Origin of the sequence: Nonomuraea sp. NPDC005692, assembly GCF_040631115.1 — a bacterium.
GTDB lineage: Bacteria > Actinomycetota > Actinomycetes > Streptosporangiales > Streptosporangiaceae > Nonomuraea.
In genome coordinates, this window is the sequence record NZ_JBEXYU010000001.1 from 484,679 (window position 1) to 510,550 (window position 25,872).

At 72.5% G+C, this 25,872-nt stretch carries 29 protein-coding genes; 15 read left to right on the plus strand and 14 right to left on the minus strand.

The genetic code is table 11. The features are described 5' to 3' along the window. Nucleotides 1-66: 66 nt before the first annotated feature. Nucleotides 67-990, plus strand: coding sequence for a LysR substrate-binding domain-containing protein (locus ABZ459_RS02285; RefSeq protein WP_357964757.1), 924 nt, complete (start codon nt 67-69; stop codon nt 988-990). On the opposite strand, the gene ABZ459_RS02290 is transcribed toward ABZ459_RS02285, so the two are convergent. The 3 genes from ABZ459_RS02290 to ABZ459_RS02300 form a co-directional block, all read right to left on the minus strand. Beyond that, entirely contained in the window at nt 980-1,354 is a 375-nt protein-coding gene (locus tag ABZ459_RS02290; protein ID WP_357964759.1) for a type II toxin-antitoxin system death-on-curing family toxin, read from the minus strand. The genes ABZ459_RS02285 and ABZ459_RS02290 overlap by 11 nt on opposite strands. After that, complete coding sequence (locus ABZ459_RS02295; protein ID WP_357964761.1) at nt 1,351-1,554, minus strand: DUF6290 family protein; 204 nt, start codon at nt 1,552-1,554, stop codon at nt 1,351-1,353. The genes ABZ459_RS02290 and ABZ459_RS02295 overlap by 4 nt, the downstream gene beginning before the upstream one ends. An 88-nt stretch (nt 1,555-1,642) precedes the next feature. Next, nucleotides 1,643-2,659, minus strand: coding sequence for an aldo/keto reductase (locus tag ABZ459_RS02300; protein WP_357964763.1), 1,017 nt, complete (start codon nt 2,657-2,659; stop codon nt 1,643-1,645). A 90-nt stretch (nt 2,660-2,749) separates the two neighbouring features. Here ABZ459_RS02300 and ABZ459_RS02305 point away from each other — a divergent pair, with 90 nt between their 5' ends. Beyond that, nucleotides 2,750-3,304, plus strand: a complete 555-nt coding sequence (locus tag ABZ459_RS02305; protein ID WP_357964765.1) for a helix-turn-helix domain-containing protein — start codon at nt 2,750-2,752, stop codon at nt 3,302-3,304. On the opposite strand, the gene ABZ459_RS02310 is transcribed toward ABZ459_RS02305, so the two are convergent. Beyond that, nucleotides 3,282-4,451, minus strand: coding sequence for a pyridoxal phosphate-dependent aminotransferase (locus ABZ459_RS02310; protein WP_357964767.1), 1,170 nt, complete (start codon nt 4,449-4,451; stop codon nt 3,282-3,284). The two genes, ABZ459_RS02305 and ABZ459_RS02310, sit on opposite strands and share 23 nt — an antisense overlap. Before the next feature lie 25 nt (nt 4,452-4,476). Here ABZ459_RS02310 and ABZ459_RS02315 point away from each other — a divergent pair, with 25 nt between their 5' ends. Genes ABZ459_RS02315 through ABZ459_RS02335 form a run of 5 tightly spaced genes read left to right on the plus strand, consistent with a single transcriptional unit; the run spans nt 4,477 to nt 8,748 of the window. Further along, nucleotides 4,477-6,198 carry an alpha/beta fold hydrolase gene (locus tag ABZ459_RS02315; RefSeq protein WP_357964768.1) on the plus strand — a complete coding sequence of 574 codons (1,722 nt, stop codon included), beginning with the start codon at nt 4,477-4,479 and terminating at the stop codon, nt 6,196-6,198. Further along, nucleotides 6,195-7,136 (plus strand): DUF418 domain-containing protein, encoded by a 942-nt coding sequence (locus tag ABZ459_RS02320; protein WP_357964769.1) that lies wholly within the window; start codon nt 6,195-6,197, stop codon nt 7,134-7,136. Before ABZ459_RS02315 ends, ABZ459_RS02320 begins: the two co-directional genes overlap by 4 nt. Then, the gene (locus ABZ459_RS02325; RefSeq protein WP_357964771.1) at nt 7,096-7,905 is read left to right on the plus strand and encodes a carbon-nitrogen hydrolase family protein; all 810 of its coding nucleotides are present in this window, start codon (nt 7,096-7,098) and stop codon (nt 7,903-7,905) included. The genes ABZ459_RS02320 and ABZ459_RS02325 overlap by 41 nt, the downstream gene beginning before the upstream one ends. A 4-nt stretch (nt 7,906-7,909) precedes the next feature. After that, complete coding sequence (locus ABZ459_RS02330; RefSeq protein ID WP_357964773.1) at nt 7,910-8,356, plus strand: hypothetical protein; 447 nt, start codon at nt 7,910-7,912, stop codon at nt 8,354-8,356. Then, complete coding sequence (locus ABZ459_RS02335; RefSeq protein ID WP_352363918.1) at nt 8,353-8,748, plus strand: hypothetical protein; 396 nt, start codon at nt 8,353-8,355, stop codon at nt 8,746-8,748. Before ABZ459_RS02330 ends, ABZ459_RS02335 begins: the two co-directional genes overlap by 4 nt. Before the next feature lie 4 nt (nt 8,749-8,752). Here ABZ459_RS02335 and ABZ459_RS02340 read toward each other — a convergent pair whose 3' ends face one another. After that, nucleotides 8,753-10,237 carry a carboxyl transferase domain-containing protein gene (locus ABZ459_RS02340; RefSeq protein WP_357964775.1) on the minus strand — a complete coding sequence of 495 codons (1,485 nt, stop codon included), beginning with the start codon at nt 10,235-10,237 and terminating at the stop codon, nt 8,753-8,755. A gap of 73 nt (nt 10,238-10,310) precedes the next feature. Further along, complete coding sequence (locus ABZ459_RS02345; RefSeq protein ID WP_357964777.1) at nt 10,311-11,468, minus strand: CoA transferase; 1,158 nt, start codon at nt 11,466-11,468, stop codon at nt 10,311-10,313. 75 nt (nt 11,469-11,543) lie between these two features. Between ABZ459_RS02345 and ABZ459_RS02350 the strand changes: the two genes are divergently transcribed. Genes ABZ459_RS02350 through ABZ459_RS02360 form a run of 3 tightly spaced genes read left to right on the plus strand, consistent with a single transcriptional unit; the run spans nt 11,544 to nt 13,094 of the window. Continuing rightward, nucleotides 11,544-12,074 carry an AAA family ATPase gene (locus ABZ459_RS02350; RefSeq protein ID WP_357964779.1) on the plus strand — a complete coding sequence of 177 codons (531 nt, stop codon included), beginning with the start codon at nt 11,544-11,546 and terminating at the stop codon, nt 12,072-12,074. Between the two features lie 47 nt (nt 12,075-12,121). Next, nucleotides 12,122-12,655: a sigma-70 family RNA polymerase sigma factor gene (locus ABZ459_RS02355; RefSeq protein ID WP_357964780.1), complete on the plus strand. Its 534-nt coding sequence runs from the start codon at nt 12,122-12,124 to the stop codon at nt 12,653-12,655. Then, entirely contained in the window at nt 12,645-13,094 is a 450-nt protein-coding gene (locus tag ABZ459_RS02360) for a hypothetical protein (protein ID WP_357964782.1), read from the plus strand. Before ABZ459_RS02355 ends, ABZ459_RS02360 begins: the two co-directional genes overlap by 11 nt. Here the strand turns inward: ABZ459_RS02360 and ABZ459_RS02365 are convergent. Then, nucleotides 13,072-13,752: a histidine phosphatase family protein gene (locus ABZ459_RS02365; protein ID WP_357964784.1), complete on the minus strand. Its 681-nt coding sequence runs from the start codon at nt 13,750-13,752 to the stop codon at nt 13,072-13,074. The genes ABZ459_RS02360 and ABZ459_RS02365 overlap by 23 nt on opposite strands. 72 nt (nt 13,753-13,824) lie before the next feature. On the opposite strand from ABZ459_RS02365, the gene ABZ459_RS02370 reads away from it, so the two are divergent. Continuing rightward, nucleotides 13,825-14,694 carry an NAD(P)-dependent oxidoreductase gene (locus ABZ459_RS02370; RefSeq protein ID WP_357964786.1) on the plus strand — a complete coding sequence of 290 codons (870 nt, stop codon included), beginning with the start codon at nt 13,825-13,827 and terminating at the stop codon, nt 14,692-14,694. Nucleotides 14,695-14,708: 14 nt separating this feature from the next. Here ABZ459_RS02370 and ABZ459_RS02375 read toward each other — a convergent pair whose 3' ends face one another. The 3 genes from ABZ459_RS02375 to ABZ459_RS02385 are packed head-to-tail and all read right to left on the minus strand — an operon-like array spanning nt 14,709 to nt 18,855. Next, complete coding sequence (locus ABZ459_RS02375) at nt 14,709-16,517, minus strand: hydantoinase B/oxoprolinase family protein (protein WP_357964788.1); 1,809 nt, start codon at nt 16,515-16,517, stop codon at nt 14,709-14,711. Then, nucleotides 16,510-18,510 carry a hydantoinase/oxoprolinase family protein gene (locus ABZ459_RS02380; RefSeq protein ID WP_357964790.1) on the minus strand — a complete coding sequence of 667 codons (2,001 nt, stop codon included), beginning with the start codon at nt 18,508-18,510 and terminating at the stop codon, nt 16,510-16,512. The genes ABZ459_RS02375 and ABZ459_RS02380 overlap by 8 nt, the downstream gene beginning before the upstream one ends. Before the next feature lie 6 nt (nt 18,511-18,516). Continuing rightward, nucleotides 18,517-18,855, minus strand: a complete 339-nt coding sequence (locus ABZ459_RS02385) for a hypothetical protein (RefSeq protein ID WP_352363898.1) — start codon at nt 18,853-18,855, stop codon at nt 18,517-18,519. Nucleotides 18,856-18,990: 135 nt separating this feature from the next. On the opposite strand from ABZ459_RS02385, the gene ABZ459_RS02390 reads away from it, so the two are divergent. Continuing rightward, a complete protein-coding gene (locus ABZ459_RS02390; RefSeq protein ID WP_352322400.1) occupies nt 18,991-19,605 on the plus strand; it encodes a thymidine kinase in 615 nt (204 codons plus the stop codon). 89 nt (nt 19,606-19,694) lie between these two features. On the opposite strand, the gene ABZ459_RS02395 is transcribed toward ABZ459_RS02390, so the two are convergent. The 4 genes from ABZ459_RS02395 to ABZ459_RS02410 are packed head-to-tail and all read right to left on the minus strand — an operon-like array spanning nt 19,695 to nt 22,440. Further along, nucleotides 19,695-20,099, minus strand: coding sequence for a MarR family transcriptional regulator (locus ABZ459_RS02395; RefSeq protein ID WP_357964792.1), 405 nt, complete (start codon nt 20,097-20,099; stop codon nt 19,695-19,697). A 34-nt stretch (nt 20,100-20,133) separates the two neighbouring features. Further along, entirely contained in the window at nt 20,134-20,805 is a 672-nt protein-coding gene (locus ABZ459_RS02400; RefSeq protein ID WP_357964794.1) for a DsbA family oxidoreductase, read from the minus strand. A gap of 47 nt (nt 20,806-20,852) precedes the next feature. Beyond that, nucleotides 20,853-21,749, minus strand: a complete 897-nt coding sequence (locus ABZ459_RS02405) for a hypothetical protein (protein ID WP_357964796.1) — start codon at nt 21,747-21,749, stop codon at nt 20,853-20,855. Between the two features lie 55 nt (nt 21,750-21,804). Beyond that, nucleotides 21,805-22,440 carry a carbon monoxide dehydrogenase subunit G gene (locus tag ABZ459_RS02410; RefSeq protein WP_357964798.1) on the minus strand — a complete coding sequence of 212 codons (636 nt, stop codon included), beginning with the start codon at nt 22,438-22,440 and terminating at the stop codon, nt 21,805-21,807. 96 nt (nt 22,441-22,536) lie between these two features. Here ABZ459_RS02410 and ABZ459_RS02415 point away from each other — a divergent pair, with 96 nt between their 5' ends. The 3 genes from ABZ459_RS02415 to cydB all read left to right on the plus strand — a co-directional run bounded on the left by ABZ459_RS02415 (nt 22,537) and on the right by cydB (nt 25,868). Further along, nucleotides 22,537-23,460, plus strand: a complete 924-nt coding sequence (locus ABZ459_RS02415) for a polysaccharide deacetylase family protein (protein ID WP_357964800.1) — start codon at nt 22,537-22,539, stop codon at nt 23,458-23,460. 170 nt (nt 23,461-23,630) lie between these two features. Beyond that, nucleotides 23,631-24,974: a cytochrome ubiquinol oxidase subunit I gene (locus ABZ459_RS02420; protein ID WP_357964802.1), complete on the plus strand. Its 1,344-nt coding sequence runs from the start codon at nt 23,631-23,633 to the stop codon at nt 24,972-24,974. A gap of 12 nt (nt 24,975-24,986) precedes the next feature. After that, nucleotides 24,987-25,868, plus strand: coding sequence for a cytochrome d ubiquinol oxidase subunit II (gene cydB, locus ABZ459_RS02425; RefSeq protein ID WP_357964804.1), 882 nt, complete (start codon nt 24,987-24,989; stop codon nt 25,866-25,868). The last annotated feature ends 4 nt before the right edge of the window (nt 25,869-25,872 follow it).

Consider the following 25,872-nt stretch of genomic DNA (forward strand, 5'->3'; position numbering starts at 1 on the left):
CCTACCATTGATTCGAGAAATCGAGTAGTTGGACCAATCTGAGAGGTGATTCCTATCAGTGAGCCCATGCCCACCCTCGCTCAGCTGCGTTCCTTCCTCGCCGTGGCCGAGCATCTCCACTTCAGGGAGGCGGCGACGGCACTGAAGATGAGCCAACCCACCCTGTCCGGAAATATCTCCTCATTGGAGGAGATATTGGACACGCAGCTGCTGGAGCGGACCACCCGGAAGGTGCTGCTCACCTCCGCCGGCGAGCGCGTGGCCGAGCACGCCTGGCGGGTGCTGGCCGCCGTGGAGGACCTGATGGGCGAGGCCGCCCAGAACCGCGAGCCCTTCAGCGGCCCCGCCCACCTCGGCGTGATCCCCACCGTGGCGCCGTACGTGCTGCCCGCGCTGCTGCCCATGTTCGCCCAGCGTTTCCCGCAGCTCAAGCTGACCGTCCACGAGGCCAAGACGGACACGATCCTGGAGGAGGTCCGCGAGGGGCGGCTCGACCTGGTGCTGCTCGCCCTGCCGACGGACGTGGGCGGCCTGGTGGAGGCGCCGCTCTACGACGAGGAGTTCCTGCTGGCCCTCCCGCACGACCACCCCCTGGCCGCCGACCCCGCGCCGCTCGACCGCGACGCGCTCAAGGGCCTGGACATCGTACTCCTCAACCAGGGCCACTGCCTGCGCGAACAGGCCATCGACGTGTGCCGCGAGGTGGGCGCGCGGGCCACCGCGACCACGTACGCGACCAGCCTGCCGACGCTGGTGCAGCTCGTGGCGGGCGGCCTCGGCGTGACGCTGCTGCCGGAGTCGGCCGTGCCGGTGGAGACCGGCAAGCGGGTACGCCTGGCGCTGCGCCGCTTCGCCACCCCCGCCCCCGGGCGCACGATCGGCCTGGCCTACCGCGCCTCCTCGGCCCGCGCGGCCGAGTACGACCAGCTCGCCAAGGCCGTCCGCACCGCCATCCGCCAACGCCGCCTCCCGGTCAAACTCACCTCATGAACGTGCGCAGCGCCTCAGCGATCTCCGTCACGTCGTCGAGCTTGCCGGAGGCGACGGCGACGACCAGGTCGTAGGCGTCGTCGTCGGCCGGGTCGAGCTCGATTCCGTTCTTCGCGAGGAAGACGTAGGTCGTGAGCCAGCCCGCGCGCTTGTTCCCGTCGACGAGCGGATGATTGGTGACGATCGAGTGGAGGAGGGCCGCGGCCTTGGTCATGAGGTCGGGATAGGCATCATGCCCGAACAGCGAGGTCCGCGGCCGCAGGAGCGCGGCCTCCAGGAGCCCGAGGTCGCGCACCTGAACGGGGCAGCCCACCGCGACCCGGGCGATCCGAAGCCCTTGTTCGAGGCTGACGTGGCGGATCACTCGCCCAGCCTGCGCAACAGGTCCGCGAATCGCTTGGCGCCCTTCTCCGCCAGAGCGTCGGTGATCTCGTCGTCGGAGGCGCGCTCCAGGTATTCCTCGATCGCACGCAGCACGATCTGCTGCATGCTGCGCCCCTCCGACTCGGCACGCTTGCGAAGAGCCTCGGTCTGTTCGTCGTTCAGGCGAAGGGTCATGGCCATGCCCTCATCGTAGGTCGGAGACGGTATCACGGCGATACCACGGAGGACACTTTACTCTCCGCGACCTTTCGGTTACGCCGGTTCGGGGTCAGCGGGGGACGAGGTGGAAGGAGGAGGCGTCGGCGGGGGTGTGGGCGGGGTCGGAGAGGTCGTCCAGGTGGGTGACCGCCTCCGGCGGGAGGGTGAGGTCGAAGGCGGCCAGGTTCTCCCGCAGCTGCCGCACCGAACGCGGCCCGAGCAGCACCGACGTGACGCCGGGACGCCCCGCGACCCAGGCCAGGGCGACCGCGGCGGGGTCGGCCCCCAGGCCGGCCGCGACCTCGGCCAGCCCCTCGGCGACGGCCAGGTTGCGGTCGTTGAGCAGCGACTGCGCCCAGCGGGCCGCGCCGGGCATCGCGGCGCCGAGCAGGCGGCCCATGCGGCTGTCCGGGTCGGGGATCTCGCCGCGCCGGTAGCGGCCGGTCAGGACGCCGCCGCCGAGCGCGCCGTACACGACCGCGCCGAGACCGAACCGGGCGCAGGCGGGCAGGATCTCGGCCTCGACGACCCGTTCGAGCAGCGAGTACTGCGGTTGCAGGCTCACGAACGGCGTGCCGCCCACCCGCTCGGCCGCCCACTGCGCCTCGACGATCTGGGCGGCGGTGAAGTTGGAGCAGCCGAGGTAGCGCACCTTGCCCGAGCGGACGAAGCCGTCGAGGGTGGCCATCGTCTCCTCGATCGGCGTGCCCGGGTCCCACTGGTGGCACTGGTAGAGGTCGATGTGGTCGGTGCCGAGGCGGCGCAGGCTGGCCTCCAGGGCGCGGGTCAGGTGTCGCCTGGACAGGCCCCGCCGCTCCGGGCCGACCGGCATGGCGCCCTTGGTGGCCAGCACGACCCACTCGCGCCTGCCGCGCAGCGCCCGGCCGATGATCTCCTCGGTCTCGCCCCGGTGGTAGAGGTCGGCGGTGTCGATGAAGTTGCCGCCCACGTCGAGGTAGGCGTCGATGACGCGGCCCGCCTCGGTCGCGTCGCCCGCGGCCAGGCCGTGCTCGGTGCCGAAGTTCATGGTGCCGAGGCAGGCGCGGGAGACGCGCAGCCCGGAACGTCCCATGGTCTGGAAGTCCACGAATGCCCCTAGAATCGGAATGACTGTTCCGCTTGGATGCCGGGAACGATACGGAACAACGGTTCCGGATGTCAACGCGAGGAGGGGCCCATGCGTGCCGACGCCCGGCGTAACCGCGCCCGCGTGCTGGAGGCGGCCGAGGTCGTGCTGGCCCGCGACGGGCTCGACGCCTCGATGCGGGAGATCGCCGCGCTGGCCGGCGTGGGCGTGGGGACGATCTACCGCCAGTTCCCCACCAAGGAGGCCCTGTACGCGGCGATCGTGACCGACCGGCAGGAGCGCCTGGCCGAGATGGCCGAAGAGCTGGCCGGCGCCGCCGACGCCGGAGCGGCCTTCTTCGAGTTCTTCGACCGCATCGTGGCCTACTCGACGGTCAAGAAGATCCTGGTCGACGCCCTGACCAGCGCGGGCATCGACGCCAAGGCGGGCGCGCCCGACATCAAGGGCGCGATCAGCGCGCTGCTGGAGCGGGCGCAGCGGGCGGGGGCGGTGCGGCCGGACGTGGGCATGGCGGAGCTGCTCGCCCTGCTCAGCGCCGCCTGCCTGGCGGCGCAGCACCACGACTGGAGCGACGACCTGCGGGCCAGGGCCCTGGCCGTGCTGTTCGACGGCCTGCGCCGGGCTACCCCTGCGACAGGCGCTTGAGCCGGGTCACCGCCTCGTCGATGACCTCGTCCTTCTTGCAGAACGCGAACCGGACGAAGTGCCGGCCGCGTTCGGGATGCTCGTAGAAGACCTGCGTGGGGATGGCCACCACCCCGGCCAGCTCGGGCAGGCGGCGGGTGAGCTCCAGGCCGTCGGTGAAGCCCAGCGGCCGGATGTCGGTCTGCACGAAGTACGTGCCCGCCGGCCCGAACACCTCGAAGCCCGCCGCCGTCAGCCCGTCCATCAGCCGGTCGCGCTTGTCCTGGAGCCCGGCGCGCAGCGCGGCCACCCACTCCAGCTCGGTGCGCAGCCCGTACGCCACCGCGAGCTGCCAGGGCGCGCTCGCGGTGAAGGTGAGGAACTGCTTGACCGTCGAGACCGCCCGCACCAGCTCGGGCGGCGCGCACACCCAGCCGGTCTTCCAGCCCGTGACCGAGAACGTCTTGCCCGCCGAGGAGATCATGACCGTGCGCTCGCGCATGCCGGGCAGCGTGGCCAGCGGGACGTGCTCGACGCCGTCGAAGGTGAGGTGCTCGTAGACCTCGTCGGTGATCGCGATCAGGCCGTGCTCCTGGCACAGCTCGGCGATGACGGTCAGCTCGTCCCTGGTGAAGACGGTCCCTGTCGGGTTGTGCGGTGAGTTGACCAGGATCGCCCGGGTACGCGGCGTGACGGCGGCGCGCAGCTCGTCGGGGTCGAAGGTGAAGCGGCCGTCCACCGGACGCAGCGTCACGGCCGCGAGCCTGGCCTGGGCCAGCGCGATCGAGGCCGCGTAGGAGTCGTAGTACGGCTCGAACGCGATCACCTCGTCGCCCGGCTCGCACAGCGCCAGCACGCTGGCCGCGATGGCCTCGGTGGCGCCCACGGTGACCAGCACCTCGCCCGCCGGGTCGTAGTCGAGCCGGTAGTGGGCCATCCGGTGCTCCGAGACCGCCTGCCGGAGCTCCAGCACCCCGGGCCCCGGCGGGTACTGGTTGGCGCCCGTGATGATCGCCTGCACGGCGCGGTCGAGCATGGCGGCCGGGCCGTCGGTGTCGGGGAAGCCCTGTCCGAGGTTGATGGAACCGGTCTGCACGGCGAGCGCGCTCATCTCGGCGAAAATCGTCGTGCCGAAAGCGCGCATCCTGGAAACAAGTGGTTCGGTCACGCCCCCACACTATTAGTCTCGTCTCGTGATCATCCGGGTCGTGCTAGCCCTCGCCCTGAGCGTTCCCCTCGTCACGCGTGACACGCCCCCTCCCGTGGAGGCCGCGCCCTGCCCGGTCGCCGTGCCGGAGCACACCGTCTGCGGATTCCTGCTGGTCCCCGAGCGCCGCGACGCGCCGGGCCGGACCATCAAGGTCGGGTACGCCGTGCACACCTCGACCGCCCCCGGCCGCAGGCCGGACCCGATCGTCTACATGGGCGGCGGGCCGGCGTCGTCGTCGCTGCAGCTCACCGGGTTCCTGAGCCAGATGTTCCCCGACCGCGACGTGGTGACGATCGAGCAGCGCGGCGGGAAGTACTCCCGCCCGGTGCTGGGCTGCCCCGAGACGGCCGAGGCACTGCTCGGACGGCTGCGCAGACCGCCCGCCGACGTGGGCGCGGCGGCCCGGCGCTGCCGCGCCCGCCTCCAGGAGCAGGGCATCGACCTGCGCGGCTACAACACCAAAGAGATCGCCGCCGACGTGGTCGCCCTGCGCCAGGCGCTCGGCCACCCCTCCTGGAACCTGTTCGGCGTCAGCTACTCCACCCGCGTCATGACCGACGTCGCCGCGGCGGACCCGCAGGGCGTGCGGTCGGTCGTGCTGGACTCATTCCTGCCCGAGTCCGTGGCCTGGTACGACGACGCCGACCGCAACCTGCGCGACACCATGGCCGCGCTCGGCGCGGGCGACGCCTTCGACCGGCTGGTGGCCAGGCTCAACCGCTCCCCCGCCCGGGTGCCGACCACCGATCCGCTGCTCGGCCGGCCGTTCACGGCGACGATGTCCGGCGACGACGTGGCCACCGTCCTCGCCGAGGCGCTGCACGAGGCCGACGTGTCGGCCGTGGCGCCCGCGCTGGTCGGCGGGCTGGCCGAGGGGCACGACGAGCTGCTGCGGCCGCTGGCCGACGCGGTGGGCGAGGGGCTGGTGTCGCACGAGTTCGGGCTGTACCACGCGGTGCAGTGCCAGGACGAGGTGCCGTTCAACACCTTCACCACCAGATCCCGACTTTTCACAGTAAATGGGGACAAAGCGGTGTGTGATGCGTGGCAACTTCCCAAATCCGCCCCCGTGAACGCCGTCCCCGAGACCCCCGTCTACGTCGTCGGCGGCGAACAGGACCCCACCACCCCCGCGAGGACGGCCGGACCCGCCGCCAGGGCCATCCCCGGAGCCCGGTTCGAGACGTTCCGCGGCAGCCACGCCGTCTTCCTCAGCAGCGCGTGCGCCAGGAAGCACATCGCCGAATTCGTCGAGGCCCCGGGACGCGTGCCGCCGAAGCCGTGCGAGCCCGACCCGGCCCAGCCGCCGACGCTCCGGCTCGCCGACACGCACGTCACCGGCGCGCCGTACGGGATCTCGCAGGCGCCCTGGCTGGCCGCGCCCTTCGCGCTGTTCGTGCTCGTCGCGCTCGTCCAGCTCGCCGCCGGCGCGCTGCGCGGCAGGGCGATGACCGCCTTCGCGGGGCTGGCCGGCGTGGCGTTCGCCGGGCTGACCGGCCAGGCCGTCTACGGTATGGCGAGCAGGAACGAGACGGCGCTGGCCGTCGGCGTCCCCGGTTCGGTCGGCGGCCTGTACACATGGATCGCGGTGGCCTCGGCCGTGCTGAGCGTCGCGGCCCTGTTCCAGGCACGGCGGTGGCCGCACATCGTGGCGGCGGTCGCCGGCGCCGGATTCCTCGTATGGTGGTTCACCTGGTTCCTGTGACGCGCATCCGTGAGCTGGACGCCCTCCGCGGCTTCGCGGTGGGCGGCATCATGCTGGTCAACACCTGGCAGCACGCGAGCCACGAGCCCTACACCGGCATCGACCGCACGATCGAGGCCCTGTTCCAGAGCCGCTTCTACCCGATCTTCTCGCTGCTGTTCGGCATCAGCTTCGTGCTGTTCCTCGACCGTTCGGGAAGCCGCTGGGCGCTGGCCCGCAGGCTGGCCTGGCTGGCCTGCTTCGGCCTGCTCCAGCACACCTTCTACGAGGGCGAGGTGCTGACCGACTACGCCCTCTACGGCCTGGTGGTGCTGCTGCCCGCCTCGTTCCTGCCGGGCGGCCTGCCGGTGCTGGCGCTCGGCGTCGTGGCGACCGTCTGGGCCACCTGGCACGGCGCGGGCCCGTCGCTCATCCCGGGCCTGTTCCTGGTCGGCATGGGGCTGATGCGGCTGCGGCCGCCGAGAAGCCTGCTGGCCCCCGTGTTCGCGGCCGCGGCGCTGACCTCCCTGGTCCTGACGGTCACCTGGGCGGGCGTCGCGGAGGCGCCGGGGGCGGGCGACTGGACCGTCTACAGCGTGGCCGCGCTGTCGGGGGCGGCGGCGTACACCAGCGGGTTGCTGCTGGCGCTGCGGCCGTGGTCGTCGGCCCTGCTGGAGCCGCTGGGCCGGATGGCGCTGACGAACTACGTCACGGGCACGGCGGTGATCGCGCTGTGCACGGTCCCGCTGAAGACCGGCGCCACCCGCTGGCCGGTGCTCGCGGTGGCGCTGACGACCGTGGTGGCGCAGACGTTGTTCAGCGGATGGTGGCTCACCAGATTTCGGTACGGCCCACTTGAGTGGATCTGGCGGTGCCTGACCTGGTTTCGACTGGTGCCCAACCGGTTAGAGTCGGGCCGTGACCACAATCGCCCTCTGCCAGATTCCGGTCTCTCCTGACCCGGCCACCAACCTCAAGAGGGCCAGGGAGGCGCTCGCCCGCGCCGAGGGCGCCGACCTGGCGATCTTCCCCGAGGCCACGCTCACCCGTTACGGCAGGCGCGTCACCGAGCTGGCCGAGCCGCTCGACGGGCCGTTCGTGGCGGGGCTGTCGGAGGCGGCCCGCACCCACGGCCTGGCGGTGATCGCCGGCGTGTTCGAGCCGGGCGAGGGCCCGGCCGGCGCCAAGGTGCACAACACGGCCGTGGCGATCGGCCCCGACGGCGAGATCAAGGCCGCCTACCGGAAGATCCACCTGTTCGACTCCTTCGGCTCCAAGGAGTCCGACATGGTGGCGCCGGGCGCCGAGCCGACCGTGGTCGAGCTGGCCGGGCTGCGCGTCGGGCTGGTCACCTGCTACGACATCCGCTTCCCCGAGCTGACCAGGGCGCTGGTCGACAAGGGCGCCGACCTGTTCGCGGTGATCGCCGCCTGGGGGTCGGGCCCGCTGAAGGAGGACCATTGGGTCACGCTGGTCCGCGCACGGGCCCTGGAGAACACGATGTGGACGGCCGCCGTCGGCCAGGCGCCCAACCCGGAGGAGTCGAAGGACGGGTTCGGCGTGGGGCGCAGCATGCTGGTCGATCCGCTCGGAGTGGTCCGGGCCGACCTCGGCACCGGTCCTGGGGTCCAGCTCGTCCGCCTCGACACCGAATGGACGGCGACCGCCAGGGCCATGCTCCCGTGTCTGGATCACCGGGTGCTCAAGGGTCAACCGACCGTAAAGTAGAGCCATGAGCGGAACGCAGATGCAGAAGGTCGTGCCGCCGCGTCTGCTCGTGCCGTACCTGTCGGGCAAGCGCACCGTGATCTCCGGCTACGTCTACCGTGTCCAGGACTGCGTCAGGCTGACCACGCCGGCGGCCCTCTACCACGGCCTCGACCTGTCCTTCGACGGCTCGGAGCTGTTCCCCGAGGTCCCCGAGCTCTACCTGATGCGCTGGCACGCCCGCGACGTCGACACCTACGCGGTGCCCTACGGCCCGCACATGGGCGGCGACTGGAGCGACGTGCCGCCGTTCGCCGGCAACGGGTTCACCACCTCGCCCGACCACGTGGTGCCGCAGTTCCACACCGTCCCGATGCCGATCCCGGCGGGGGCGGAGATCGTCCACGTCGCCGGCGAGGGCGAGCGGCCCTTCGCCGGCTACGACGGCCTGACCTGGCGGCCCGCCGCATGAGCGAGGAGATCACGCCGGTCGCCTCCGGCTTCGTGGCCCGCTTCGGCGAGCGTACGCTGCCGGCCGCGCTCGGCCCGGACAACGACCAGGTCGTGCTGTTCAGCGAGGTGGAGCTCGACGGCTTCGAGCCCGCCTCGGGCTACTGGCGGCGGGTGGTGGCCAGGTCGCGGCTGGAGTGGCTGGTGCTCGTCCGCACCGTCGGCGCCTTCGGCGGCGAGCCGTGCATCGTGCTCGACGAGGACGACGACGGCCTGCACATCGCCTACACCGGCCACAGCGGCATGAAGGCCGAGGCGCTCGGCTACTGGATGGTCGACCACGGCGCGTACGAGGTGGTCGTGCCGCGCGAGGAGGTCTTCTCCATCCGCGTCGAACGCATCCCCGTGCCGTAGGCGGTCAGCCCAGGGCGCGGTAGCGGGCCAGACGGGCCGCCAGGCGGTCGGCCGGGGCCACCTCCAGCAGCTTGGCGATCTCGTGCTCCAGCGCCCGCCCCACGCGCTCACAGAACTGCCTGGGCTCGTAGGCGGCGTCCGGCAGCTCGGGGATCACCCGGTCGACGATGCCGTCGCGCCGCAGGTCGGTGGCCCGGATGTGCTGGGCCTGGGCGATCTCGGGGGCGAAGTCGACCGACCGGTAGAGGATGGCCGAGGCGCCCTCCGGCGGCAGCGGCGACAACCAGGCGTGCTGCGCGCACAACACCCGGTCGGCCGGCAGCAGCGCCAGCGCCGCCCCGCCCGCGCCCTCGCCGAGCAGCAGGCACACGGTCGGCGCGTCGAGGGTGACCAGCTCGGCCAGGCAGCGGGCGATCTCGGCGGCCAGCCCGCCCTCCTCGGCCGACTTCGACAGGTCGGCCCCCGCGGTGTCGACCACGGTGACCAGCGGCAGCCCCAGCTCGGCCGCCAGGCGCATGCCACGCCTGGCCACCCTGAGCCCGGCCGGGCCGAGCGGCGAGCGCCGGCGCTGTCTGCGCCGGTCCTGGCCGAGCACCACGGCGGGCGCCGACCCGAACCTGGCCAGCGCCAGCACGAGCCCCGGCTCGTTCTCGCCGGCGCCGCTGCCGCTGAGCGGCGTCACGTCGGTGGCGGCGAGCTTGAGCAGCGTGCGCACGCCCGGACGGTCGTCGCGGCGCGAGCGGGTGATCGCCTCCCACGCCTCCACCGGCCGCAGGTCCTCCGCGGGCGGCTCGCCCGCCTCGACGCCGGTACGGACGGCGCACAGCACGGAAAGGGCCCTGATCGCGACCCTGCGGGCGTCGTCGGCCGACACGACGGCGTCGACCAGGCCGTGCTCGTAGAAGTTCTCGGCCACCTGGACGCCCTCGGGAAAGGGGTAGCCGTGCAGCGCCTCGAACACCCGCGGCCCGAGGAACCCGATCAGCGCCCCCGGCTCGGCCGCCGTGACGTGCCCGAGCGAGCCCCAGGAGGCCAGCACACCGCCCGTCGTCGGGTGGCGCAGGTAGACGACGTACGGCAGCCCGGCCGCGCGGTGCTCCTGCACCGCAACGGTGATCCGGACCATCTGGACGAACGCCAGCGCGCCCTCCTGCATCCGGGTGCCGCCCGAGGCCGGGGCGGCCAGCAGCGGCAGTCGCTCACGCGTGGCGCGCTCGACCGCGGCCGCGATGCGGGTGGCCGCGGCGACCCCGACCGACCCCGCCATGAAGGAGAACTCGCAGACCACGACGGCGACCCTGCGGCCGTCGAGCAGCCCCTCGCCGGTGATCACCGACTCGTCGTAGCCGGACTTCACGCGGGCCGCGGCCAGCTCCTCGGCATAGGAGGAGCCGGGCTCCGCCGGGTCGGCGGGCGGCGCGTCCCACGACTTCCACGACCCCCTGTCGAGGACCGCTTCGATCAGTGTGCGCGCGTCCGGACGGCTCACTATCGCTCCTAACGATCAACCGATGATGCCATGGTGACGCACGAGGGTACATGCCGGAGCCGGGAATTGCCGATCATCCCTCCCGCTCTTCGAGCCAGGCGAGCACGGCCTCGCCGTCCTGGCCGAGTGCGGGGGGCGCGGTGTGCTCGGCCGCGGGCAGGCCGTCGAAGCGCAGCGGCGGCCCGGGAAGCTCGATCGGGCCGAGCACGGGGTGGTCCACCTCGACCAGCAGCCCCTGGGAGCGGGTCTGCTCCCAGGCGTAGACCTCGTCGATCGACCTGATCGCGCCCGCGGGCACACCGGCCTCGCCCAGCCTGGCCAGCCAGTGGGCGCGGTCGTGGTCGGCCAGGGCCTTCTCCATGTCGGCGATCAGCTCGTCCCGGTGTGCGAATCTCTGCCTGTTGGTCGCATATTTCGCCACATCAGGGTCGATGTCGAGTAGCTTGGCGACCTTCTTCCACTGGCCGTCGTTCGCCACGGCGATCTGCAGCATGCCGTCGGCGCAGCGGAAGGCGCCGTAGGGGGCGATGGAGGCGTGGTGGTTGCCGTTGGCGCCGGGGACCTGGCCGCCGACCGTCCAGGCCGTGCCGTGGTAGGAGTGGACGCCGGTGACCGCGGCCAGCAGGGACGTGCGCACCACCCGGCCCCGGCCGGTGCGCTCGCGCTCGTACAGGGCCGCCGCCACGCCGTACGCGCCGTGGATGCCGGCCAGCAGGTCGGCGATCGATGCGCCCACCCGGTACGGCTCCTCGCGCGAGGGCCCGGTCAGCGACATCAGCCCCGCCTCGCCCTGGGCGATCACGTCGTAGCCCGGCCGGCCGCCCTCGGGCCCGTCGTGGCCGAACCCGGTGATCGACAGGACGACCAGCCGCGGGTTGAGCTCGTGCAGGCGCTCGACGGGGAAGCCCAGCCGGTCGAGCACGCCGGTGCGGAAGTTCTCGATCAGCACGTCGCTCTGGCGGACGAGCCGCTCGATGAGCTGCCTGCCCTCGGCGGACTTGAGATCGACCGCGATGGACTGCTTGTTGCGGTTGGCCGCCAGGAAGTAGGTCGAGATGTCGTGGTCGGGCCCGACGAAGGGCGGCCCCCATCCGCGCGAGTCGTCACCGCCGTCCGGATGCTCCACCTTGATCACCCGGGCGCCCAGGTCGCCGAGCATCTGCGCGGCGTGCGGCCCCGCGAGGGCCCTGGACAGATCGAGGACGACGACGTCGCCGAGGGGTCCGAGCAAGGTCAACCTCCAGCTTGCGTTGGGCCGGAAGAATATTCTCTCAGGCGGCCGTCCACCATCGCCTACCCTGGTCCGGTGAATTCCCTGGCCCGCCGCATCCAGGCCCTGCCGCCCTCGTGCGGGCCCGTCCGCCTGGTGGCCGTCGACGGCCCGGCGGGCTCGGGCAAGACCACGTTCGCCGGCCGGCTCGGCGCGGCGCTCGGCTGCCAGGTGATCCACAGCGACGACTTCCCCGTCCACTGGGACGACGGCCCCGGCGCCTGGTTCCGCCTGCTGGACGAGCAGGTCCTGCAACCGCTGCGGCACGGCCGCCCGGCCGGTTTCCGCAGGTACGACTGGGTGCGCGAGCGCTACGCCGACCAGGTCGCCGTGCCGGCCGCGCCCGTGCTGGTCGTCGAGGGCGTCGGCACCGCCCGCCGGTCGGCCGCCCGGATGCTGGCCTTCACCGTCTGGGTGGAGGCCCCCGAGGCCGTGCGGCTGCGGCGCGTCCTCGACCGCGACGGCCCCGAGCTCGAACCCCGCTGGCGGCAGTGGTTCGCGGCCGAACGCGCCTGGTTCGCCGCCGACCGCACCCGCGAGCGCGCCGACCTCGTCGTCGAGACGTGAACCGGGTCGCCCTCCCGCCCGACTGAGCAGGGTGACGGAAGGACGACATGACCGATGAGCTGCTCGTCGTACGCGCCCAGCTGGGCGAGCGTGCGGCGATCGACGAACTCGTGCACCGCTGGCACACGCCGGTCTGGACCTACGTCCGGCGCATGCTGGACGCCGGGCGGGCCGACGACGTCACCCAGGAGATCTGGGCGGCCGTCGTGCGCGGCCTGCCCCGGCTGCGCGACCCCGGACGGTTCACGCCCTGGGTGTTCACCATCGCCCGCCGGGCGGTCACCGACCGCCTGCGCGCCGAGTACGCCCGGACCGAGAGCACGACCGAGAACGCGGCCGGGCCGGAGCCGGTGACCGACGACCCGGCCGACGCCGTCGTGGACCGCGCCGGCCTGGTCGCCGCCCTGTCCGCCCTGCCCCTTCCCGAGCGGGAGATCCTCGTCCTGCACTACCTGGAGGACCTGCCGGTCGAGGAGTGCGCCCAGATCTGCGGCATTCCGGCGGGGACCGTCAAGTCCCGGCTCAGCCGCGCCCGCCGCCTCCTGCGCGTCCACCTGAAGGAGATCGACCATGACCGATGAGCCGCGCCTGACCGCCGACCAGATCATCGAGCGCCTCGAACCGTCGCTGTCGCCGTGGCGGCGCGTGCGCGCCCTGACCGCCCTGCTCGCCGGCGCCGCCGGGACGGTCTTCGTCTGCGCCCTGTGGTGGACCGAGCCCGGCCCGCTGCCCGGCCGCACGCACCTGGCCTTCGCCGCCCTCACCGCGTTCTGCCTGGCCTGGGCCTGCTACGGCGGCTGGCTCAGCACGCGCAGGACGCCGCTGTTCGCCCGCGACCGGGTGATCGCCGGCTGGATCGCCCTGGCCGCCGCCCTGCTCACCGCCGCGCTCGTCGCCGCCGTGGCCCCCGGCGCGCTGGCGCTCGGGCTGGCGTTCGTGGTGGTGAGCGCCGTGCTGGCCGGGCAGGCCCACGCGCGGCGGGCGCGGCTGCTGCGGCTCAAGCGGGATCTAGGTGGGTGACGTCGTTGAACGCCACCACCTCGAACCCCGCGCCCGCGGCCCGCCAGACCGACACCGAGGCGTTCAGCACCGGCGCGAACCGCAGGACGTCGGCCAGGTCGGCGTCGTCCCGCCCGGCCACGACGTGCCGCAGGGCCAGCACCACCGAGTCGTGGGCGACGATCAGCACCCGCCGCCCGTCGGCCGCCGCGCTCAGCCCGTGCAGGAAGTCCTTCAGCCGGACCACCACGTCGGCCAGCGACTCGCCGCCGGGCGGGCGGTAGGCGTAGGCCCCCTCGGCCCGCATCCGCCGCACCTCGCCGGGGAAACGCTCGCCGATGGCGGCCAGGTTGAACCGCGCGAACGCGCCCGACTCCTGGTCTCTGAGCCGCTCGTCCACGGTCACCGGCAGCGCGCCGGCGCCCCAGGTCTCCTGGGCGGTCTTCCAGGTGTCGAGCGCCCGCAGGTAGGGGGAGCACCACACCTCCTCGGGCGCCTCGCCGGCGGGCAGCCCGGCCAGCATCCGGCCGAGCGCCCGCGCCTGGAGCCGGCCGAGCTCGGTCAGCGTCACCTCGTGGTCGCCCCGCTCGTAGACCAGTGGCCGGTCGCCGGCCTGCGCGTGTGCCAGGTTCGCCTGGCTCTCCCCGTGGCGTACGGCGACGATCCGCGAAGGTCCCATGGCCGCCATCCTCGCATCCGGACGCCGTACCTCGCCGAAGCCGCCGGACGGGGCCGTCGTAGGGTGATCCTCATGACTGAAGTCGCAGTACTCGGGACCGGGCTCATGGGCGCTCCCATGGCCCGCAACCTGCTCAGGGCCGGCCTGCCGGTCAGGGTGTGGAACCGCACGCGGGACAAGGCCGAGCCGCTGGCGGCCGACGGCGCCGTCGTCGCCGGCTCCCCCGCCGAGGCGGTCGAGGGCGCCGACGTGATCGTCACGATGCTCAGCGACGGCGACGCCGTGCACGCGGCGATGACCGCCGCCGCGCCCGCGCTCCGCCCCGGCCAGGTGTGGGCGCAGATGAGCACGGTCGGCGTGGCGGCGGTCGACCGCCTGGCCGCCCTGGCCGCCGAGCACGGGCTGACCTTCGCCGACGCGCCCGTCCAGGGCACCAGGCAGCCGGCCGAACAGGGCAAGCTGGTCATCCTGGCGGCCGCCCCCGAGCCGGCCAGGCAGGCGCTCGCCCCGGTGTTCGACGCCGTCGGCTCGCGCACCCTCTGGCTCGGCGAGGACGGCGCCCAGGGCACCGGCACCAAGCTCAAGATGGCCGCCGTCAGCTACGCCATCTCGATGACCGGCATCGTGGCCGAGGCCCTGGCCCTGGCCAAGGGGCTCGGCCTCGATCCCGGCCTGATCCGCGAGGTGATCACCGGCGGCCCGCTGGACAACGTCTACTTCCAGGCCAAGTCGAAGGCCATCCAGGAGGGCGACTTCGAGCCGTCCTTCACCGTGCACAACGCCGAGAAGGACACCCGGCTGATCACCCAGGCGGGCGAGTCGGCCGGGGTGCGGCTGGACATGGTGGCGGCGGCCGGTGAGCGCCTGCGCCGCGCCGAGGCGCAGGGGCACGGCGACAAGGACATGGTGGCCACCTACTTCGCCAGCTTCGACAAGGAGTAGCCCTCGCCGGTTCCTTACAGTTCGTCCACCTCCGCGAACGTCCTGCCGCCGGACAGCCTCGGGTAGCCGGGGCCGCGGTCGAAGAAGCGGTCCGCGGGCGGGCGGAGGCGGGCGCGGAGCTCGGCGGTGCCGCGTTCGTCGATGCGGTCGCCGTCCAGGACCACGCCGTAGTCGCCCAGGGCGCCGGCGATCGAGACCTTGCCGTCGCGGACGTCGGCCGCCACCGCCCTCGGGTCGCGGTCGTAGGGGGAGCCCCAGCCGCCGCCGCCCGTCGTGCGGATGCGGATCAGGTCGCCGGCCTGGACGGGGTGGTCGTCCACCAGGCCGTCCATCTCCTTGCCGGCGATCTCCACCCGGAACGGGCGCCCGGCCAGGCCGCCGTTGACGCCCCAGCACGACAGGATCGACCGGTCGGCGATCGACATGTACGACGCGTCCCGAAGCATCCTGATGTGCTTGTCGTAGCCCAGGCCGCCGCGGAACATGCCGGGGCCGCCCGAGTCGCAGGCCAGCCCCAGCCGCTCCACCCGGAACGGCCAGCGCGCCTCGGCGAACTCGACCGGGATGTTGCGCGAGTCGGGGACGACGTGGATGGTGTCCTCGCCGTCGGCGTACCAGCGGCCGCCCGAGCCGCCGCCCAGGACCTCGCGCATCAGGTACGGCATGCCGCCCGCGTCGCTGCCGTACACGCCGGTGTAGCGGATGGTTTCCTGGTCGGCGGGCATGCGTCCGCCGGTGGCCTTGGCCAGCACGCCGGCCAGCACGCCGAGCAGGCGCAGGATGACGAACGTGCGGGCGTTCGTGGGCGCCGGGAAGACCGGGGTGAGCAGCGTGCCCTTCTCCGGGAAGACCATCTTGATCAGCGGCACGACGCCCTCGTTGACGTCGAGCTCGGCCATGCGCTCGGGCGTGTCGGCGAGGTTGCGCAGCACCGGCGCCAGCCACTTCTTCAGGAAGACGCCGTCGGCGTAGTCGCCCGCGTGGTTGATCGGGCCCTTGGCCTGGGGCGAGGTGCCGGTGAAGTCGATCGTGAGCGGCGCGTCGGCGGCGTGGTCGACGGTGAGCGTGATGCGCTGGGCGTGCAGGCGGGGCTCGTCAACGCCGTCGTGCTCGGCGTAGTCCTCCCAGACGTACGTGCCTTCGGGGATCTTGGCGAGCAGTTCCCTGCGGAAGGTCTCGGTGGTCTTGGAGACGATCGCGTCGAAGCACTCCTCGACGGCCTGCCTGCCGTACCGGTCGAACAGCTCGCCGAGGCGGCGGGCGCCCATGAGGCAGGCCGAGCACTCGGCGTCGAGGTCGCCGGCGAGGGAGTCGGGCATGCGGGAGTTGCGGGTCATGATGCGCAGCGCGGTCTCGTTCGGCACGCCCTGGTCCCACAGCTTGATCGGCGGGATCATCAGGCCCTCCTCGTACACCGAGCGGGCGTGCGAGGGCATCGAGCCGGGCACCGCGCCGCCGATGTCGTCGTGGTGGCCGAACGCCTGCACGAACGCCACCACGGCCCCGTCGTGGAAGACCGGCACGGTGACGCACAGGTCGGGCAGGTGGCCGATGCCGCCCTCGGACAGGTAGACGTCGTTGTGGAAGTAGACGTCGCCGGGCTTCATCGTCTCGATCGGGAAGTCGCGCACGATCGGCTGGACGAGCGCGCTGTAGGAGCGGCCGGTGAGCTTGCGCAGCCGGGCGTCGTGGATGCCGGCGCGGAAGTCGTGCGCGTCGCGGATCATCGGGGAGCGGGCCGTACGGGCGATGGCCGTCTCGACCTCCTGCTCGACGGAGGCCAGCGTGCCCTCGACGATCTCCACCAGAATCGGATCAATCACGTCGGATCTCCACATTTCCGTATTCGTCCACCTTCGCGGTGAAGCCCGGGTGCACGGGGATCGTCGATCCGTACTCCTCGATGACCGCCGGGCCCTGGACGGTGGCGCCCGGCCCGAGCGCGGCCCGCTGGTGGATCGGGGTGTCGCGGGTCTCCTCGAAGTGCACCGGACGGACCGAGGTGGCCCCCTCCCCCGGCTTGTCGAGCCGCCGGATCGCCGGACGGGTGATGGGACCGATGCCCGAGACGCGCAGGTTGACCCATTCGACGCCATGGCGGGGGTCGTCGCGGTAGGCGTACCCGTACAGCTTCTCGTGGGCGTCGTGGAAGGCGTCGATCACCGTGCGCGTCCAGTCGTCGTCGAGCGGGCCCGCCGGGGCGGTGACACGCACCTCGAACGCCTGCCCGTAGTAGCGCAGGTCGGCGCTGCGCACGTAGACCGGGTCGTCGAAGCCCTCGCGGTCGAGCGCCTCGGCGGCCTGGCCCTCCAGCTCCTGGAAGATCTGGGCGGCGGTCTTGAGCGCGAGGTCGCGGGTGACGTACGTGCGCACGTAGTCGTTCTTGACGTCGACGGTGAGCAGGCCGAACGCCGAGACGTTGCCCGGGTCGCGCGGGACGACGACGGCGGGCAGGCCCAGGATGTCGATCAGGCGGCAGGCCAGCAGCGGCCCCGACCCGCCGAACGTCACCAGCGGGTAGTCGCGTACGTCGAGGCCGCGCTTGACGGTGAGCTGCCGGATCGCGTTGCTCTGGTTGAACGCGCTGATCTCCAGGATGCCGGTCGCGGTGCGCTCGGGGGTGAGCCCGAGCTTGTCGGCCAGCGCCTCGACGCCCTGGCGGGCGGCGTCGGCGTCGAGCGGGATCTCGCCGCCCAGCAGGTGGGGCGGGATGCGGCCGAGGAACACGTGCGCGTCGGTGACCGTGACCTCCGAGCCGCCCTTCCCGTAGCACAGGGGCCCCGGATCGGCGCCGGCCGAGCGGGGGCCGACCTTCAGCGTGCCCTCGGGCGAGATCCAGGCCACCGAGCCGCCGCCCGCGCCGACCGTGACGATGTCGATCATCGGGATCTTGCACGGGTACCGGCCGATCGTGCCCTCGGTGGTCAGCGACGGCTCGCCGTCGATCACCACGGCCACGTCGGTCGAGGTGCCGCCGCCGTCGAGGGTGATCACCGACGGATGCCCGGCCGTGGAGGCGATCAGCGCCGCGCCGAGCGCGCCCGCCGCCGGGCCCGACAACACGGTGGTGATCGGCTGGTTGACGACCTCGCGCGCCGACAGCACGCCGCCGTTGGACTTCATCACCGAGAACGGCATGCCGAGCCGGTTGGACAGGCCGGCGATGTACCCGCGCATGGCGGGCTTGACCGCGGCGTCCACCAGGGTGGTGATCGAGCGCTCGTACTCGCGGTACTCGCGCAGCACGTCGCTGGAGAGCGAGATCACCGCCTCCGGGTGCTCGCGCCAGAGGATCTCGCGCATGCGGCGCTCGTGCTCGGGGTTGGCGTAGGAGTGCAGGAAGCACACGCCGACCGCGTTGATCCCCTTCGACCTGAGCCAGCGCGCCGCCTCGACGGCCTGCTCCTCGGAGAACGGCCGCACCTCGTTGCCGAGGTGGTCGAGCCGGCCGCCGACCGTCCTGACGAGGTGCACGGGGACGATCCGCGGCGGTTTGACCCAGAAGTAGGAGTTGCCGTAGCCGTCCGGCACACTCTGCCTGGCGATCTCCAGGATGAACTCGAAGCCCTCGGTGGTGATGAACCCGAGGTTCGCGATGCGGTCTTCGAGCAGCTGGTTCGTTGCGACGGTGGTGCCGTGGACGATGGAGGCGACGTCGAGCTCGCCCAGCTTCCCGATGCCCGCGACGAACCCGTCGGCCGGGTTCGCGGGCGTCGAGGGGGTCTTGGTGGTGACGATCTCACCGGTCTGCTCGTCCACCGCCACGACGTCGGTGAACGTGCCCCCGGTGTCCACTCCGATTCGGACGCTACGCATGGCTCCTCAGCTTCGGCGACGGCCGAGAACTTCGTCGATGACCCGGGGCGCGTTCTGGGTGCCGACGTAGGCCGCCAGGCGCACCACCAGCTCTTGGGATTTTGCCAGTTCGGCCTCGACTCTGGCCTTCCCCGACTGGCCCGCCTGCACGCCGAAATAGGCGCCCATGATCGTGCCCACCACCCCGGCCACGCCCGCGAACAGCGCGGCGAACTCCTTGGTGGCGAACACCGCGGCGCCGAAGGCGATCAGGATCGCGACGATGCCCGCCACGACGACCAGGAAACCGTACCGCCATCGGGTGGCGTCGGCCTGGGCGGCCGTCACGTCGTCCTGTGTCAGCATCGCGTCGAGCGTCGGTGGATTGTCGGTGACCACAGTTCCTCCTGATAGTCCAGGGGAGAAATGTCCCACGAGGTCATGGAACAAGCCAAGCCGCTAAGCTGGCCTCCTGTGACCGAACTGTCTGCCTTGTCAGCCGTGCCATCTGGAGCCCGGGACGCCGTACTGAAGTTCTACTTCGGCCCCATGGACTGCGGGAAGTCCACTCTGGCGCTCCAGATGAACTACAACCACGGCCGCCAGGGGCGGCGCGGACTGGTCCTGACCAAGCACGACCGCTCCGGCGGCCCGAAGGTCACCAGCCGGATCGGGCTGGGCCTCGAGGCGATCGAGGTGGAGGACTCACTCGACCTCGTCGGCCTGGTCACCTCGCACGAGCGCATCGACTACCTGATCTGCGACGAGGCCTGCTTCTACACGGTCGAGCAGATCGAGCAGCTCGCCGACCTGGTGGACGAGCACGGCATCGACGTCTACGCCTTCGGGCTGGCCTCCGACTTCAGGTCGGTCATGTTCCCCGGCGCGCAGCGGCTGTTCGAGCTGGCCGACGAGGTGTGCCGGCTGCAGGTCGAGGTGTTGTGCTGGTGCGGACGCCCCGGCCAGCTCAACGCGCGCGTGGTGGGCGGGGTGCTGGCGCGGACGGGCGAGCAGGTGGTGATCGGCGACACCGACGCCTCGCCGGTGCGCTACCAGGTGCTCTGCCGCCGCCACCACCGCTCCGGCCAGCTCGGCGAGGGCGGCGCCCCGGCCTGAGCCGGGCGCCTTGAGCCGGGGCCTGGAGCCGGTGGCCTTGAGCCGGGCGCCTTGAGCCGGGGGCTTCACACCAGCCTGACCCGCGGGCCTCACACCAGCCGGTCGAGGGCGCCGCGGAACAGGCGTCGCTCGTCCACCGGCAGGGCGGCCAGGAAGGCGCGCTCGGCCTCCTCCACGGCCGGCACCGCGAGGCGCACGGTCTCGCGGCCGCGCTCGGTCAGCTCCACCGCGTTCTTGCGGCGGTCGCCCGGATGCGGCCGCCGCGCCACCAGCTTCTTGCCCTCCAGCGCGTCGACCATGGCGACCATCGTCGTGCGGTCGATGCCGAGCCGCTGGGCCGCCTCCTGCTGCGACAGCGGCTCGGGGGCGTCGATCACCGACAGCACCGCCAGCTCCCGCCCGTCGATCCCGTAGGGCGCGAGCGCCGGGCCGGTGAACTCGGCCAGGCGCAGCGCGGCATGCTTGAGCAGGTAACCAAGGCGGCGGCTCGACACCTTCCGATTGTCGCACCGCCGCGGGCGGGGCCGTTCAGACCGCGCAGTAGCCGTCGTCGTCGCACCCGTCGGCCGGCGGGGCGAGCTGGATGATCGGCGTCTGGCCGGTACGCTCGGCGACCTCGTCGATCGCCGCCGCGAAGGTGTCCTCGGGCTGCGCGCCCGACACCGCGAACTTGCCCTCGAACAGGAACAGCGGCACCCCGCTGACCCCCAGCGCGCCGGCCCTGGCGAGCTGCTCGCGCACCTGCTCGGCGCCCTCGCCGGTGTCCTGGACGCCGACCTCGCCGGCCAGGCGGCTCAGCACGCCGGGGTCGCCGACGTTCGCGCCCTCGCTGAAGTACGCGCGGAACAGCCGGTCGGCCATCTCCTTGCCGAGCCCCTGGGCGGTGGCGACCTCGATGAGCCGGTGGGCCTCGAAGGTGTGGGAGCTGACGGCCCGCTCGTAGTCCATCTCCAGGCCCTCATCGGCGGCGGCGGCCCGGACACGTTCGGTCATCTGCCGCGCGCCCGGCCCGAACTTGCGCTCAAGGGCCGGGATCAGCGGCTCGCCCTCGACGGGGGCGTCGGGGTTGAGCTGGAACGGGCGCATGGTCACCTCGATCGTGCCGCCCTTGGCACGGAAACGCTCGGCGGCGCGGGCGAACCTGACATGCCCGATGTAACACCAGGGGCACACGACATCGGAGAAAATCTCGATTTTCACCCCATCGACAACCACGCGGCCCGCACGGCGATTCCACCGGCCGCGGGTCAGCCGGCGGCCAGCTCCTCCAGCCGGTACGGCAGGTAGGCCGAGTCGTCCACCAGGGCGGACGCGCCGCGCCACCAGCCGAACCACTCGCCGCTGCGCCACATCCAGTCGACCCGCTCGATGGCGGCCACCACGTCGCCGACGGTCCCCCAGCGCTCGCCCAGCTGCTCGCGGGTGACGCCGTGGCGGACGGCCCAGGCCCGCAGCACCCCCGCGGCGGCGGCCGGGATCTCGCGGGCGTACGGGTCGGGCTTCTCGCCGGGCAGCCGGTGGGGCCCGAGCCCGGCGGCCACCCCCCAGCTCCACTGGGCCTCGGCGGGCCTGGAGTAACGCAGCGACTGGAAGTCGAGATTGGACCCCAGCGCGTCGTCGGGACGGCGGGCGACGACCGCGTCGAGCCGGCCGCCCGCGTCGAAGTGCACCACGAGCCGCTGGCCCGGCCTGACCCCCGGCGGCAGCTCGAAGCGGTCCTCGGCCTGCCAGGAGTTGAGGTCGACCGCGGCGACGGGCCGGCCCCAGAGCTGGTCGGCGGCGTCGTCGGCGATCCAGGCGGCCAGCATCTCCAGCGCGGTCAGGTCGGTCCACGGCTCGATCGCGACGGCCGTGCGCAGCACCTCGTCGGGCGGCGGCAGCTTGCCGCCCCTGGGCCGCGTCCACCAGCCGGCGCCCAGCTCGCGGATGCCGACGAGGAGCGCGGCGATGGCGGCCAGTTCGGCCGATCGGCGGGTGAGGGAGGCGCCGAGCGCGAGCCCGAGCGCGCGGTCGGTCCGCTGGTCGCCGAACACCGGCCGCGCCTCGGCGACCAGGGACTCGGCGGTGGGGCGCTCCTCCCCCAGCAGGTTGCGTACGATGCGCCTGGCTTCGTTCCGTGCGTCTTCAGCGTGTGCCTGCCGCATACCGCCACGCTACGCCCGGAGATCCTTTTCCGCGAGAGCCGTCGTGGCGCGTCCCTCAGCCGCGCCGGCCGCTTGTGTCGCGGCCGAGCAGCCGGCCCACGGCGACTCCGGCGAGCGCGGCGGCCGCGCCCATGCCGAAGGCGGCCAGCAGCGCCCACGGGCGGGTCTCGGCGTGCCGGGCGGGAGGCCGTTCGTAGACCGCCGGGGCGGCCGGCCCGGCCGGGGTGGCGGTCGGGGCCGCCGGGGCCGGGGGTGGGGCGCTGAGGTGGCCCTCGACGGCGGAGAAGAACTCGCCCGCCGTACGTTTCGCGACCGAGCCGAGCATGCGCTGCCCGACGCCGCCGATCATCCCGCCGATCACCGCGTCGGCGTCGTAGTCCACGCGGGTGCCGCCGTCGATCTCGCTCAGCCGGACCAGGACGGTGGCCTCGACCGTGCCCGGCGCGCCCTGGCCGCGGGCCCGCAGCGTGAAGCTCTCGGGCGCGCGCGGCTCGGCCAGCGCGACCTCCCCCTGGTAGACGCCCTTGATGGACGCCACGCCCGCGTTGACCGTCATCCTGTAGGTGTCCGGCCCGGTCTCCTCCAGGCGCTCGCAGCCCGGGATGGTGCGCACGAGCACCGCCGGGTCCTGGAGCGCGGCCCACACTCGATCTCGTTGTACGCCGATCACGGCGCTGCCCGCCACCTTCATGCGGCCACTCTAGGCACCGGCGACCGGCTGGTTAAGGGCAAGACCTGCCAGTCGGGCGACGCGTCGTGTGGATCAGGGCTGGCAAGATGGTGCTCCATGTGCTGGGGGCGTGGAACGGTCATGGGCGGGGCCGGGCGTGGCGGGCTGGGGCCGGCCGTGCTCGCCGGGGTGCTCGCCGGGGTGCTGGTGGCGCTGGCCGCCGGGTGTGCCGGCGGCGGCACCACCGGCGACACCGGCGGGGTCGTGACCGGGCCGTCGGCGAAGCCGTCCGCGACCGGGGGCCCCGCGTCCCGGCCCACCCCGCAGGGCCCGCCCGGGGCGCTGCCGCGCGCCGGGGAGGTGGGCCCGATCAGGGGCGAGAACGGCCTGCCCCCGGTGATCAGCTCGATCCCCACCAAGCGCAAGGTCGTCTTCCTGACCATCGACGACGGCTGGGAGCAGGACCCCGGCTTCGTCAAGCTGGTACGCGACCGGCGCGTCCCCATCACCGCCTTCGCCATGCGCGACGCGGTCGAGGCCAAGGGCAGCCCCGACCCGGCCGGCGGCCCCGGCCGCTACGTGGGCGCCGGCAAGTGGGGATATTTCCGGCAGCTCCGCGACGTCCACGTGCCCGTCGAGAACCACACCCTCACCCATCCCGACCTGCGCCGCCTGCCCCTCGACGGCCAGCGCCGCGAGATCTGCGGCGCGGCCCAGGTGGTCGGGAAGGAGATCGGGGCCCGGCCGACGTTGTTCCGGCCGCCGTTCGGCAGCTACAACACCGACACGCTGCGGGCCGCCCGGCGGTGCGGGGTGCGGGCCGTGCTGCTGTGGACCGCCACCGTCCAGCCGGGCGGCAAGATCGCCTACCAGGTGCCCGACAAGCGCCTGCGTCCGGGCGACATCCTGCTCCTGCACTTCCGGCCCAACCTGGCGGCGGACTTCCGGGTGCTGATCGACAAGATCAGGCGGCGCGGCTTCGAGCTGGGCAACCTGCGGGCCTACCTCGACGCCACGGGCGGGGTCCGCCGGGCGGGGTAGTACGCAGTCCGCCCGGCGGGTGACGCGCCGGGACGTACCCGTACGGGATCCTCGAAAAGTAGGCAGAACCGGGGGATGTGACCAACGTCGCATCGCGATGCTCTACGGCCTGTAGTACTACTACAGGTAGAAGTACTACAGCTTGTAGAGCTATGAGCGGGTGGGGATTGATGGACGCGCTTGACCTGGCACGGTGGCAGTTCGGGGTCACCACCGTGTACCACTTCTTGTTCGTGCCCCTGACCATCGGTCTGGGCATCTTCGTCGCGGGCCTGCAGACGGCCTGGCACCGCACGGGCAAGGAGCACTACCTCAAGCTCACGAAGTTCTTCGGGAAGCTGTTCCTGATCAACTTCGCCATGGGCGTGGTGACCGGCATCGTGCAGGAATTCCAGTTCGGCATGAACTGGAGTGAGTACTCCACGTTCGTCGGTGACGTTTTCGGCGCCCCGCTGGCCATGGAGGCGCTGCTGGCCTTCTTCATGGAGTCCACGTTCCTCGGCCTGTGGATCTTCGGCTGGGACCGGCTGCCGAAGAAGGCGCACCTGGCGAGCATCTGGGCCGCCGCCATCGGCTCCAACCTGTCGGCCTACTTCATCCTCGCGGCCAACGCCTGGATGAAGCACCCGGTGGGCTACGAGGTCGTGGACGGCAAGGCCAGGATGACCGACCTGTGGGCCGTGGTGACCAACTCCACGGCGATCGCGCAGGTGCCGCACGTCATCGGGGCCGCGTTCATCGTGGCGGGCGGGTTCGTGCTGGCGGTGAGCGGCTACTGGCTGCTGCGGACGCGCGCGCCGATGTGGCGCAGCGCCGCCCGCGGCGCGCTGATCATGACGGCGATCGCGGGGGCGGTCGTCGCGGGCACCGGCGACATGTCGGCCAAGCTGATGTACGAGCAGCAGCCCATGAAGCTGGCCGCGGCCGAGGGCCTGGAGCGCGACACCGCGGGCGCGGCCTTCTCCCTCGCGCCCGGCATCGAGATCCCCAAGGTGCTCAGCTTCCTGGCCACCAACGACCCCAACGCCACCGTCCAGGGCACCGAGGACCTGCAGAAGCGCTTCGAGCAGCAGTTCGGCCCCGGCGACTACCGGCCCGACCCGACGATCGTGTTCTGGTCGTTCCGCGTGATGATCGTGTTCGGCATGGCCACCGCGGGGCTCGCGCTGCTCGGACTCTGGCTGACCCGGCGCCGGCGCGAGGTGCCGTCCTGGCTGGCTCGGGCGCTGCTGCTGGCGCTGCCGCTGCCGTTCGCGGCGGTGATCGCGGGCTGGCTGCTGAGCGAGATCGGCCGGCAGCCCTGGACGGTCGCCGGCGAGCTGCTGACCGCCTCGAGCGTCTCGCCCGGGGTGAGCCTGGCCGAGGTCGCCATCTCGCTGACCGTCTTCACACTCCTGTACGGCGGCCTGGCCGTGGCCGAGGTCGTCCTGCTGGCCAAGCACGTGCGCAAGGGCGTCGAGGAGCGGCAGCCCGCTCCCGAGGCGCAGCCGCTCGAACCGTCGCTGATGTACTAGAGGGACCAGACCATGATCAACCTGTGGTTCGTCATCATCGCCTTCCTCTGGACCGGGTACTTCGTCCTCGAAGGCTTCGACTTCGGCGTCGGCCTGCTGGCGCCGCTCCTGAGCAGGAACGCCGCCGAGCAGCGCCAGAGCCTGCAGACCATCGGCCCGGTCTGGGACGGCAACGAGGTGTGGCTGATCACGGCGGTCGGCGCCATGTTCGCCGCTTTCCCCGCCTGGTACTCCGGCCTGTTCAGCGCGTTCTACCTGCCCGTCACGCTCATCCTGGTCGGCCTGATCGTGCGCGGCGTCGGGCTCGAATGGCGCGGCAAGGTCGCCAACCCGATCTGGTGCGACCTCGGCATCCTGATCGGCAGCGGCCTCCCGGCGTTCCTGTGGGGCGCGATCTTCGCCGACGTGCTGTTCGACAGCGGCCCGGCGGCCCTGCTCGGCGGCGCGTTCACGCTGACGCTCTGCGTGCTGCACGGCGCGGTCTTCCTCGCGCTGCGCACCACCGGCCCGGTGCGCCGCCGGGCCAGGACCGCCGCCATGGCCGCGGCGGCGGTGGCCATCCCGGTGGCCGTGCTGGCCCTGTCGAACCTGGGCTCGCTGCCCGCCCTGGCCTCCATGGCCGCGCTGGCCGCCGCGGCGGCGCTGATCTGGCGGCGCAGGGAGGGCTGGGCGTTCGGCGCGACCGCCGCGGGCATCGTGCTGGCCACGCTGGCGGTCTTCATGGAGCTGCGCGTCGCGCCGCTGCCCGGGCTGACCCTGGCGGGGGCCGCCTCGGGGCCGTACACGCTGACGATGCTGAGCTGGATCGGGCTGATCACGCTGCCGTTCGTGCTGGTCTACCAGGGCTGGACGTACTGGGTGTTCCGCAAGCGGGTCATGCCGGCGGCGGCGTAGGGCT